Origin of the sequence: Frondihabitans sp. PhB161, from assembly GCF_003814635.1 — a bacterium.
In the GTDB taxonomy this organism is placed as follows: Bacteria; Actinomycetota; Actinomycetes; order Actinomycetales; family Microbacteriaceae; genus Frondihabitans.
This window is the reverse complement of the sequence record NZ_RKQW01000005.1, coordinates 51,403-62,791: the sequence shown is the minus strand read 5'-3', so window position 1 is coordinate 62,791 and position 11,389 is coordinate 51,403. Positions and strand designations below refer to the sequence as shown.

At 65.4% G+C, this 11,389-nt stretch carries 13 protein-coding genes and 1 pseudogene; 8 read left to right on the top strand and 6 right to left on the bottom strand.

Annotated elements, in window-relative coordinates:
• Positions 1-368: 368 nt before the first annotated feature.
• The 3 genes from EDF39_RS17050 to EDF39_RS17040 all read left to right on the top strand — a co-directional run bounded on the left by EDF39_RS17050 (position 369) and on the right by EDF39_RS17040 (position 2,329).
• Entirely contained in the window at positions 369-776 is a 408-nt protein-coding gene (locus EDF39_RS17050) for a low molecular weight phosphatase family protein (protein ID WP_123945048.1), read from the top strand.
• Between the two features lie 66 nt (positions 777-842).
• Entirely contained in the window at positions 843-1,205 is a 363-nt protein-coding gene (locus tag EDF39_RS17045) for a metalloregulator ArsR/SmtB family transcription factor (protein ID WP_255410134.1), read from the top strand.
• Complete coding sequence (locus EDF39_RS17040) at positions 1,202-2,329, top strand: cation diffusion facilitator family transporter (protein ID WP_123945046.1); 1,128 nt, start codon at positions 1,202-1,204, stop codon at positions 2,327-2,329. Before EDF39_RS17045 ends, EDF39_RS17040 begins: the two co-directional genes overlap by 4 nt.
• 34 nt (positions 2,330-2,363) lie before the next feature.
• Here EDF39_RS17040 and EDF39_RS17035 read toward each other — a convergent pair whose 3' ends face one another.
• The 4 genes from EDF39_RS17035 to EDF39_RS17020 form a co-directional block, all read right to left on the bottom strand.
• Positions 2,364-3,602, bottom strand: a complete 1,239-nt coding sequence (locus tag EDF39_RS17035) for a permease (protein WP_199726244.1) — start codon at positions 3,600-3,602, stop codon at positions 2,364-2,366.
• A 79-nt stretch (positions 3,603-3,681) separates the two neighbouring features.
• The gene (locus EDF39_RS17030) at positions 3,682-4,566 is read right to left on the bottom strand and encodes a M23 family metallopeptidase (RefSeq protein WP_123945042.1); all 885 of its coding nucleotides are present in this window, start codon (positions 4,564-4,566) and stop codon (positions 3,682-3,684) included.
• A 99-nt stretch (positions 4,567-4,665) separates the two neighbouring features.
• The gene (locus EDF39_RS17025; protein ID WP_123945040.1) at positions 4,666-5,262 is read right to left on the bottom strand and encodes a DUF305 domain-containing protein; all 597 of its coding nucleotides are present in this window, start codon (positions 5,260-5,262) and stop codon (positions 4,666-4,668) included.
• Between the two features lie 90 nt (positions 5,263-5,352).
• A complete protein-coding gene (locus EDF39_RS17020; protein ID WP_123945038.1) occupies positions 5,353-5,847 on the bottom strand; it encodes a hypothetical protein in 495 nt (164 codons plus the stop codon).
• Positions 5,848-6,035: 188 nt separating this feature from the next.
• Between EDF39_RS17020 and EDF39_RS17015 the strand changes: the two genes are divergently transcribed.
• The 3 genes from EDF39_RS17015 to EDF39_RS17005 are packed head-to-tail and all read left to right on the top strand — an operon-like array spanning position 6,036 to position 8,994.
• A complete protein-coding gene (locus EDF39_RS17015; RefSeq protein ID WP_123945036.1) occupies positions 6,036-6,317 on the top strand; it encodes a metal-sensitive transcriptional regulator in 282 nt (93 codons plus the stop codon).
• A gap of 36 nt (positions 6,318-6,353) precedes the next feature.
• Entirely contained in the window at positions 6,354-6,695 is a 342-nt protein-coding gene (locus tag EDF39_RS17010; protein WP_123945034.1) for a heavy-metal-associated domain-containing protein, read from the top strand.
• Positions 6,696-6,699: 4 nt separating this feature from the next.
• A complete protein-coding gene (locus EDF39_RS17005) occupies positions 6,700-8,994 on the top strand; it encodes a cation-translocating P-type ATPase (protein WP_123945032.1) in 2,295 nt (764 codons plus the stop codon).
• A gap of 34 nt (positions 8,995-9,028) precedes the next feature.
• On the opposite strand, the pseudogene EDF39_RS17000 reads toward EDF39_RS17005, so the two are convergent.
• Positions 9,029-9,350: pseudogene (locus EDF39_RS17000) on the bottom strand (YnfA family protein).
• Between the two features lie 167 nt (positions 9,351-9,517).
• Here EDF39_RS17000 and EDF39_RS16995 point away from each other — a divergent pair.
• Both EDF39_RS16995 and EDF39_RS16990 read left to right on the top strand, forming a co-directional pair.
• Positions 9,518-10,189, top strand: a complete 672-nt coding sequence (locus EDF39_RS16995) for a DUF3105 domain-containing protein (RefSeq protein WP_123945030.1) — start codon at positions 9,518-9,520, stop codon at positions 10,187-10,189.
• Positions 10,186-10,818 carry a DUF305 domain-containing protein gene (locus EDF39_RS16990; RefSeq protein ID WP_233573192.1) on the top strand — a complete coding sequence of 211 codons (633 nt, stop codon included), beginning with the start codon at positions 10,186-10,188 and terminating at the stop codon, positions 10,816-10,818. The genes EDF39_RS16995 and EDF39_RS16990 overlap by 4 nt, the downstream gene beginning before the upstream one ends.
• A 259-nt stretch (positions 10,819-11,077) precedes the next feature.
• Here EDF39_RS16990 and EDF39_RS16985 read toward each other — a convergent pair whose 3' ends face one another.
• A complete protein-coding gene (locus EDF39_RS16985) occupies positions 11,078-11,389 on the bottom strand; it encodes a thioredoxin family protein (protein ID WP_123945028.1) in 312 nt (103 codons plus the stop codon).

Genomic DNA, 11,389 nt, shown 5'->3' with positions numbered 1-11,389 from the left:
GAGAAGCCTCATGACCCCAGTGTGTCTCAGAAACTCCTAGAAAACGGGCGACACGATGAAAGTGGTCGAGACTAGTTATCGAGACACGAGCCTGTCTTCATGTTCCGCGGGTTTTTGGGGGAGCGGCCGGAGCCTCCTGGAGAAGATGAGACGTCTCGGAAAACTTTAGTTTTGCGAGACGCACCTGGCTGCCTCGGTGTCCGAATGAGGCACCGTCACCGGAATCGACGTCGGACCACCTATCCGAGACTTATAGATCCGCGTAGCTCCAGGGGAGCGGTCGGAGCTAGCGATCGTCCGGTGGGCGATCGGCTATTGAGACGCGGATTCGGGTGTCTCGTTCTCCCGCCGTCAGTACAGTTCGCCGTATGAACACCCATCAGCCCTCTGTCGTTTTCGTCTGTCAGAAGAACGGGGGCAAGTCGCAAATGGCCGCAGCCCTGATGCGCGACCTCGCTGGTGACGAAGTCACAGTGCTCTCTGCCGGCACAAGGCCCGGGGCTTCCCTGAATGCCCAGTCAGTCCAGGCTCTTGAAGAGCTGGGCATTGACGTTGGTGACGAGCATCCCAAATCGCTCACCGCAGACATGATCGCCGCGGCCGACGTCGTCGTGATTCTCGGTGCCGAGGCGAAAGTCGAAGAGGTTCCCGGGGTTCAGTTCGAGACGTGGATCACAGATGAACCCTCCGAGCGGGGCATCGAAGGAATGGAGCGAATGCGCCTCGTTCGGGACGATATTCACTCTCGAGTCGCAGACCTGCGCAGCCGGCTCTGAATCGCTCCCCACAAGGCGGGGGAGTCCGAGCTCCTTCGTCGACAGCGTCCGAGCTATAATTTGCGTGTGCACTTAGATACGCAAGTAACCGGCTTAGACCAGGACTCGGAGTACGTCGAGCTGGCTGTAGAGGTCTTCGTGATGCTCGCCGACGCCACTCGCGTGAGGATCATCCTTGCGTTGAAGAACGCGGAGGAGATGTCCGTCAACGTCCTGGCCGAGGCCGTTGGTAAGAGTGCGCCGGCTGTGTCACAGCACCTCGCGAAGCTGAGGCTGGCACGGATGGTGCAGACCCGGAGGGAAGGGACGACGGTCTTCTACCGGCTGACCGACGAGCACGCTTCCGAGCTGGTGATCGACGCCATCAAGCAGGCTGAGCACGTCGTCGGCCACGCCCCGCACCATGCATCAGAAGGGCAGACTTCGTGACCAATCACACGCACGGCGGCGGCCACCAGCACACTCACCCTGGCGAGCACGAGCACGAGCACGAGCATGAGCATGAGCATGAGCATGAGCATGAGCATGAGCATGAGCATGAGCATGAGCATGAGCACGAGCACGAGCACGAGCACGCCCACGGCCATGACCATGGGCACTCGCACCCTCACGGCGGCGTCAAGGGGTTTCTCTATGACCTGTTTGTGCCGCACACGCACGATTCGGCGGACAGCATCGATGACGCCGTGGAGGCATCCACGGCCGGTGTTCGTGCTCTCAAGATCAGCATGTTCGTCCTGCTCGGGACCACGGTGCTCCAAGCAATCCTCGTCGGCCTCACCGGCTCGGTGGCTCTGCTGGCGGACACGATCCACAACTTCGCCGACGCCCTGACGGCTGTGCCGCTGTGGATCGCATTCGTCCTCGGGCGACGGGTCGCGACGCGCCGCTACACCTACGGGTACGGGCGTGCCGAGGACCTCGCGGGCATGTTCATCGTGTTCGTCGTCGCCGTGTCCGCCGTCGTGGCCGGGTGGGAGGCAATCAGCAGGTTCATCCATCCGAGATCCATCGAGAACCCCTGGCTCCTCGTTCTCGCCGGGATCATCGGCTTCATCGGCAACGAACTCGTCGCGATCTACCGCATCCGCGTGGGGCGGAAGATCGGGTCAGCTGCACTCGTCGCGGACGGAGTGCACGCGCGCCTCGACGGGTTCACGTCCCTCTCGGTGGTCCTCGGCGCGATCGGTGTCCTCCTCGGGTTTCCCCTCGCGGACCCCATCATCGGCCTCCTCATCGCCATCTCGATCGTGTTGCTGCTGTGGGGGACGATCAAGTCCATCGGCGCCCGCCTGATGGACAGCATCGACCCCGACCTCTACGAGCGGGCCGAGCACGCTCTCGAGCACGCCGACGGAGTGCGGGAAGTGCAGGAGCTCCGGCTCCGGTGGATCGGTCACCGACTCATCGGATCCGCGACCATCGTCGTCGACACGGACGACCTGTCCGAAGCCACCCACCTTGCCGGGCATGCGTCCGAGCATGTCCGCGAGGCCATCCACAACGTGGACGCCTTCACCGTCACGCCACTCAACGCCAAACCCATCGCCTGACACCCCGCGGGAGCGCCCGCGCTCTCCCTAATGATCAGGGGTGGTGATGGTGGCTCTCGGAGGAGTCGGCCGTGTCGGGGGAGTGGTCGTGACCGTGGGAGTGATCGTGTCCGTGGTGGTCGTCGCTGTCTGAGTCGGGGTTTCCGCTCATCATGCGCAGCATCGACCAGGAGCCGCTACGGACGAAGACGATAAGCAGAATGGCTGCGATCACCAGGAAGACGATGTTGAGCCAGGTGGTGTAGTTCCAGGTGATGGAGGACATCACGATCGACAGGTGTCGGTTCGTGGGGATGAGTCCGAGCGGGGTGAAGATCAGCTCCACGGCGTAGCCGGCGATGACCATGGCGCCGTAGAAGATGGCCGTGATGCGGAGGGCTGCTTTGAGGCCGTAGTACTTCTTGTAGATGATGATGATCGGGATGATGATCAGGTCGGCGAAGATGAAGCTGATCACCCCGCCGAACGAGATCCCGCCGTTCCAGAGGACCGCGGCCAGCGGGACGTTCCCGACGGAGCAGACGAAGCTGACCATCGCCAGGAGCGGTCCGATGATGGGGTCGATGATGAACGCCAGTGTCGGGTGGCCCTCGAAGAACAACGCTTGGAGCCAGGACTTGGGCACCCAGGCGTCGAAGGCGCCGGCGATGAGCAGGCCGATGATGATGTCTCGGATGACCGAGGCCCAGTCCATGACGAAGTACTGCGACACGCTCGTCACGCCGGGGCGTGAGAACAGCCGCTTCCAGAACCCCTGATCCCCGGCGACGGACATGTCCATGGCGGCGTGGCCCTCCATGGACCCGGCAAGGCCCTTCTCGGCCTGTTCGCGGGCGGCGTCGACGATCTTGCCGCGCATCCAGAGGCGGAAGCCGAGGGCGATGAGGATGATCATGATCGGGCCGCCGACGAACTCCGCGACAGTGAACTGCCAGCCCATCACGAACGCGAGGATGAGCCCCAGCTCGACGACGAGGTTCGTCGACGCGACCTCGAACGCCATGGCCGACGAGAGGCTTGCACCCTTGCGGAAGAGCGCGCGAGCAAGAGCGACGGCGGCGTAGGAGCACGACGAGGACAGTGCACCAAGGCCGGTGGCGACCCCGATGGCGCGGGGGGAATCGTCATTCATCAGCTTGGTGATCCGTTCGGTGCGGACCACGGCCTGAATGATTCCGGACAGGGTGAAGCCGAGGATCAAAGGCCAGAGAATCTCCCACCCCATCGATCCCGCAGCGGCGAGAGCGTCACCGATTGCTTGCAGCACGAACATGCTCATCCTCGTTTCGATTCACCGACGCCTCACTATACCCCCGGGGGGTACCGTTGGTGAGTGCGTTTTTAGGTACGGGTCAGGCGCCGTGCGCGGCGAACCAGACCATCGGGTCGACCGGCAGGGTCCCGTCGAGGCGGATCTCCAAGTGCAGGTGCGCGCCGGTGGAGATGCCGGTGTTACCCACGAGGCCGACAAACGTGCCCGCGGCGACGGTGTCGCCCACGTGCAGGGGTGAGGAGCCGGCCTGCATGTGGCCGTAAAGGCTGCTGATTTTCCGACCGTCGATCTGGTGGTCGATGATGACGTACTGGCCGTAGTTCGAGTGCCACCCGGAGACAGCCACGGTGCCGGCGGCGACCGCTCCGATCGGAGTGCCGGCGCCGGGAGTGAGGTCGGTGCCTTCGTGGAAGGACGTGCACCCAGCGCACGGCGCTGACCGGTACCCGAACGGTGAACTGATCTTCGTCAACCCCGGGAACGGGCGCCGGACGAGCCCGCCGCCTGTAGAGGGTAGGGAGGGAGCCGCAACAGCGGCATTCGCGCTGGAGCTGGTGCCGACAGAGGTCGAGATCACAGGCGCGGCGACCACTGGCCGGGGCGCGGGCGCGGTGACCGAGTAACTGTCCCGGGCGGCCACGACAACACCGGTCGACCCTGTGTTGAAGGTCTGCCCATGGGGGGCAATGACCGTCACGGGCCCGGTCGTGGTGGGGGTCCCGGTGGCGGCAACGGCCGGGGTCGTGTTGACCGTGAACATCAAAAGAGCTGCCGCAGCACCCACGAGCGGCAGCGACGCCGTCCGCATCGCGGGACGCCGAGCCACGGCCGGGACGACCGGCTGGATCACGGCGATGGGACGGGTGGCGCCGACTGCCTGGTGGGGGCCGGCCCGGTGGCGGCGTTCGGCGGCGAGAGCTTCGCGGCGGGTGAGGTGGACGGTGGTGGGCAAAGGGTCGATCATGTGGTTCTCCGAAATCAGGGGATCCGTGCACGGCGCGGCGCGCGGGGCAGGTGAAGGAAACCGGTGGGGCGCTGGTGGGGCGCCCCTCCGAGCTGCGTCTTAGAGGGACGCGAGCATGTCCTTCATCTGCGTGATCTCGGCGGACTGGGAGCTGACGATCGACTTCGCCAACGCGACAGCGTCCTTGTCCTTGCCCTTGCTGACCTCGGTCTTGGCCATGGCGACGGCACTGGTGTGGTGCTCGATCATCTGCGTCAGGAACAACTTGCCGGCGTCGGATGCGGACGCCTTGTCGAGGGCGGCCATGTCACCGTCGGACATCATGCCCGACATCGACCCGGACATGCTCGAGGAGGTGGACTGCTTCCAGTCCTTCAACCACCCCGTCAGCTCGGTGATCTCCGGCGACTGCTCGGCCTTGATCTTGGTCGCCAACGCGGAAACATCCGCGTTCACACCGGACCCCTTGGCGAGGAGCATGTCGCTCATCTCCACGGCCTGTTTGTGGTGCGGGAGCATCATCTGGGCAAACGTCACGTCCTGGTCGTTGAAGGAGTCGGACGCCGCGGCGGAGGAGGAGCTGTGATCCATCCCGGACATGCCCGACCCGGAGTCCGAGGACTGGGCGCAGCCGGCCAGGGCGAGGGTGGCGGCGAGGACGGTGGAGCTGACGAGCAGAGTTTTGGTGCGGTTCATTGGAAGTGTGTCCCTTGGGTGAGAAGTGATGCACGCAGACGCGTGCGATGACTTGTCTGAGGGCAGCAAGAAGAGCCCTCGCCCAGAGGATCAGATCCGGATGATCGACAGTGCCGTCAAAGACACCGGGCAGCGGGGGATGACCCCACGTGCCCAGACGGCCGTCATGGCCAGCGCTTTCGAGACGACGAACAGCGCACGGTTCGTCCGTCCACGGAGCCAGGCGACTGCGAAGAGGACGAGCACCATCAGGCACGCCATCCCCATCAAGGAGCAGATCATCGCGCACAGCCCACCACAATCCGACACCCCCGCCGACAATGTGGCCGCAGCAGCAGCGACGCTTGTCGTGACAGCGTGCTGACCGGGTGCCTCGACGGCGGACGCGTGATGGTGGTCGCCGGCCATGTCGTGGCTGGTGCTCACCGACGAGCCCATGGCGGGCATCGCGGAGCCGTGGTCGGTGTGGCCCATCAGGGTGTGCATCAGGACGGCGCCGAGGATCATCAGAAACGTCATGAGGACAGCGATCCCCAGCTTCGGCAGCCCGTGGGGCGCCGGCTGAGAGGTGCTGGTCATCGTCATGGTCTCCGTCTCGGGGGCGATCGATGCACGAGTGTACAAGCCGGCCCTCCGATCCGCAGGAGAAAGCCTGTCCAGCCGAGCCTATTGACTACCCCCTGGGGGTATCCTCCGAATCCGGTTCGATCAGCACTACGCCCGCCCATTCCTCGGTAACGTGGGTACCCCTCTGGGGTATGAGAAGGAGTGTCATGGTCGGGTACATCGACAACAAAGAAGAGCTGCTGAAACGGTTGCGCCGCGCGGAGGGTCAAGTCCGCGGAATTCAGCGGATGGTCGAGGAGGACACCTACTGCATCGACGTCCTGACCCAGGTGTCCGCCGCCACGAAGGCGTTGGAGACCGTGGCGTTGTCTCTTCTGGATGACCACCTCAGCCACTGCGTCGCGGAAGCCACCGCCCAAGGCGGCACCGTCGCCGAGGAGAAGATCCGAGAAGCGTCCGCGGCCATCGCCCGCCTCGTCCGCTCCTAAGCCCCAGCGCCCACCTCGCTCTCGAAAGGCATTCTCATGTGCGGAACCACGACCATCACGAACGACCTCGGCCTGACCGACAAGAACCACGCGTGCGCCTGCGGCCACCACCAGCAAGACGCCACCACCAACATCGCGACCGAGGCCTCCGGCGCCGGTGTCATCCGGGAGCACTACCTGGTCAACGGGATGACCTGCGAGCACTGCGTCGCCAGCGTCACCGAGGAGGTGTCCGAGATCGGAGGCGTGCAGAACGTCCGCGTGGACCTGCACGCGGGCGGAACCTCCACGGTCATGATCGAGAGTGCCGCCCCGATATCACGCGAGCACGTCGACGCGGCTGTCACGGAAGCCGGATACACCCTCGTGGAGGCGTAACACGATGCCCGAGCAGGGGGTCACGCTCGACATCGGCGGGATGACGTGCGCGTCGTGCGCGAACCGGATCGAGCGGAAACTGAACAAGCTCACCGGGGTGACCGCGACGGTCAACTACGCCACCGAGAAAGCCCGCATCGACACCGACACTGTCACCCCCGATGTGCTCATCGCCACCGTCGAAGCGGCCGGCTACACCGCCACCCTCCCCGCCTCGCCCGCGCCGGTCGACCCCGGCACGACAGAACCGCAATCGCGGAACCAGGAAGCAGAACAGCTCCGACACCGCCTCCTGGTCACGACCGCACTCGCCATACCGGTGGTGGCGCTGTCGATGATCCCCCTGTTGCAGTTCACGAACTGGCAGTGGTTGGCCCTCGCCCTCGCCGGACCGATCGTGGTGTGGGGCGCCTGGCCCTTCCACCGGGCGGCGTTCGTCAACGCCCGCCACGGGGCCGCCACCATGGACACCCTGATCAGCGTCGGCGTCATCGCCGCTTTCGGCTGGTCTCTCTACGCGCTGTTCTTCGGCACCGCCGGGATGCCCGGCATGCACATGAGCTTCACCGCCCTCAGGCGCAGCTCCGGAACAAGCGACATCTATCTCGAGGTCGCCTCGGCCGTCACCGTGTTCATCCTCGCCGGACGGTACATCGAAGCGCGCGCGAAGAAACACTCCGGAGCCGCCCTCCGGGCGCTGCTGGAACTCGGCGCGAAAGACGCCACCGTGCTGCACGGCAGCACCGAGCAGCGCGTTCCCGCGTCCTCCCTTGCCGTGGGAGACCGGATCGTCGTCCGCCCAGGCGAGAAGATCGCCGCCGACGGGCTGATCACCGACGGCATCTCCGCCGTGGACGCCAGCATGCTCACCGGCGAAGCCACCCCCGTCGAGGTCGCCCCCGGCGACCGGGTGGTGGGGGCGACCATCAACTCCGGCGGCCGCCTCATCGTCGAAGTCACCCGAGTCGGAGCGGACACCGAACTCGCCCGCATGGGCCGCCTCGTTGAGCAAGCCCAGTCCGGGAAAGCGGACGTGCAGCGCCTCGCCGACCGGGTCTCCGCCATCTTCGTCCCCGTCGTCATCGGGCTCGCCATCGCGGCATTCATCGGCTGGCTCGTTGTCGGGGGAAGTGTCGAGGCGGCATTTACCGCCGCGGTCGCCACGCTGATCATCGCCTGCCCCTGCGCACTCGGTTTGGCGACTCCGACAGCGCTTCTGGTCGGGACCGGGCGCGGCTCTCAACTCGGCATCCTCATCAGCGGCCCCCACGTCCTCGAGCAGACCCGCAGCGTCGACACCATCGTCCTCGACAAGACCGGCACCATCACCACCGGAAAGATGACCGTCACCGGGACACACCCCCACGGCGACATCTCCGAGGAGGACCTGATCAGGGTGCTGGCCTCGGCCGAGCACGGATCAGAACACCCCATCGCCCACGCCCTCGTCGCACACGCTGAAAGCTTCGGCCTCAACCTCATCCAGGCCGAGTCCTTCACCGCCACCCCCGGTCACGGTATCCACGCCGTCGTCGACGGTCGAGTCATCCTCGCCGGGCGCACAGACTGGCTCAGCACCCACTGGTCGATCCCCATCCCTGTCGAGGCCGAAGCCCTCCGCGCGACGGCGGAAAGCGGCGGGGTGACGGTCGTTGCTGTCGCGTGGGACGGGGAGCTTCGGGGGCTGGTGATGGTCGGTGACAGCGTGAAACCGACAAGCGCCGCCGCGATCGCCCACTTCCGGCAGCTCGGGCTGCACCCGATCCTCCTTACTGGCGACAACCACGGCGCTGCCTCGCACGTCGCCCGGCAAGTCGGAATCGACACCATCCACGCCGCCGCCACCCCGCAAGGGAAACTCGACGTCATCCGCGACCTGCGATCGGCAGGACGGACGGTGGCGATGGTCGGTGACGGCGTCAACGACGCCGCCGCCCTCGCGGCCGCCGACCTCGGAATCGCGATGGGCACCGGCACCGACGCGGCGATCGCCGCCAGCGACATCACCATCGTGACCGGCGACCTCGCCGCCGCCGCCGACGCGATCCGCCTGGCACGCCGAACCCTGGGCACCATCAAAGGGAACCTGTTCTGGGCATTCGCATACAACGTCGCAGCGCTCCCCATCGCCATACTTGGCCTGCTGAATCCCCTGCTGGCCGGGGCCGCGATGGCGTTCTCGTCCGTTTTTGTCGTCACGAACAGTCTCCGTCTGCGCAAATTCGCGGCCGCCCCTTCAACCGCCCGCATCACTCCTGACCTGCCAGAGAGCACGCTTCGCAGCCCACAGATCAACTAAAGGGGTGAGCCAAACCTAGACACAGCCGGCAGAACTAACGGGCTCGCGCGTGGGGGGCGAACATGAGCACTGACACACCGAGAAGGCAGATGATCGCGCCGGCGATGTCCCACCGGTCGGGTTGAAACCTGTCAGCGATCATCGCCCACACGAGCGACCCCGCCACGAAGACGCCACCGTATGCCGCCATGATCCGCCCGAACTCGGCACTGGGTTGGAGGGTGGCGATGAACCCGTACGCGCCGAGCGCGATCACGCCAACGCCCCTCGCGGAGGGCCTGCCAGACAAGCCACGCGCCACCGATCTCGGCGATGACCGTTAGGACGAAGAGGACCACGATCCGCGCGATGGGCATGTTCGATCATCCCAGGCGCACCGGGCCCAATCCTCGTTACGAAGGAAACCGAAGGCGTTCGTAAGCCCGCTCTCTCGGTACTCCTCCAGCCGTGATCCTTAAGGTGTCCGATGACGTTCTGATGACTTCTCTCAGTTGCAAGTTCACCCCCGAACCTTGAGGATCCCGTGGCTCGAACCCCGCCCGACGGCAGCTCTAAGACCCCGTCAACGAAACAGGAACGCCTCGCCCGCCGGCAAGAGAAAGTCGCTGAGCTTAAACGCCAGCAGGCCCGGGCCAAACGCAACCGTCTTGTCGGCCTCATCGTGGGAGGCGCCGCCGCCGTTACCGTCCTGACTCTCGTGATCGTGTTCGTCGTCACCTCGGGATCATCGAGGGCGCCGGCCGCGTCGTCGATCACCGGCGTGAAGACGTATGACGGCCTCACGAGCAACCACGTCGCAGGAACTGTCGACTATGCACAGACACCGCCGGCGGGCGGGAACCACAACCAGGTGTGGCTGAACTGCGGCGTCTACACCAAACAGGTCCCCAACGAGAATGCCGTCCACGACCTCGAGCACGGCGCGATCTGGATCACCTACGACCCCGACCAGGTCACCGCGTCCGACATCGCAGCGCTCCGCAAGCTCGCCCCGAGCACCTACGCTGTCCTCTCGCCCTTCTCGGGCCTGGACAAGCCGATGTTCATCTCCGCCTGGGGCGCGCAGCTCGGATTCTCCAAGACCGACGACCCGCGGATTCAACAATTCATCACCAAGTACTGGCAGGCCTCCACCGCGCCGGAGCCGGGCGCCCCGTGCACCGGCGGGCTCGACGGCCCCGGCAAAATCGCGTGACGAGAAGCAGGATCCGCCTCACCGCCGCAGCCGTCCTCGCGGCGACACTGATCCTGGTCGCCGGGGTGTTCCTCGGGACCCGGACCGTTCGCGGTGACGCCGTCCCCTCGACCACGAGCGCGGAGGCCGGCTTCGCCCGAGATATGCAGGTGCACCACAACCAGGCCGTGGACATGTCTTTCACGGTCCGCGACCGCGGTGAGAGTGCCGCGGTGAAGACGATCGCGTACGACATCGCCAGATCCCAGCAGCAGCAGGCAGGACAGATGTTCGGGTGGCTTGAAGTGTGGGGGCTGCCGCAAGCACCGGCCGAACCCTCGATGACGTGGATGAGCGGGCCTGCACTCGCTCGCGGCATGTCGATGGGCCACCGGGGCGGCGCCGCGCCTGCCGTGATGCCGGGATTCGCGTCCGCTCGTGACCTTGCACGGCTGGGGAAGCTCTCCGGCGCCGAAGAGGATCAGTTGTACCTGCGCTTGATGATCGCCCACCACCGCGGCGGCATCGAGATGGCGCAGGCAGTTCTTGACCGGTCCACGAACCCGCAGGTCACGGCGTTGGCCCGCAACATCATCGTGACCCAACAGAGTGACATTCGGGCCATGCAGGCTCTGGAAGAGGGCATTTAACTGGTAGCTGCGCAGGTTTCCTGCTGAGGTTCCCGGCGCTATTCGATTAGACGCGCGGCACGCGGCGACCCGGTTCCTCAGGTCAGGATGCTCGGGGGTTGGTCATCTCGCCGACGGCGTGGTGTCCGGTGGGTCACTCCGCAGTCGCAACGCCACCCAGAGTCCGCACCTTCGACAGATGAGCGCGGTGTCACCAAGTGCGTGGAGGCGGCGGCGCGGATAAGACCGACCACAGCAGGAGCAGACGGGACTGATCGTGTCATCCATGAGCTGCAAGCGCTTCAAGAAGTTGTTCCTGCGTTGGAGCGCCCGCCAGGCCGTTCGGGGTGATGTAGATCCGGCAGGCAAGGTCGCGGGTGCGTCCCTCCGAAGGGAAGAGGTCCATTCCGTTGACGAGGATTGTCGGGGATCCGCTGAAATGTGTCGCCTCCGCTTTCTCGGCGGAATCGATGAGTGTTGCAGTCAGGGAAGCATTCGTGGAGAGCGCTGTCCCGGCGGCAATTTCCAGCCGCTGGAAGGTCTCTTTCCAGTTCGGGCAATCTGCGATGTGGAGTACCTCGAGCGTGACCAT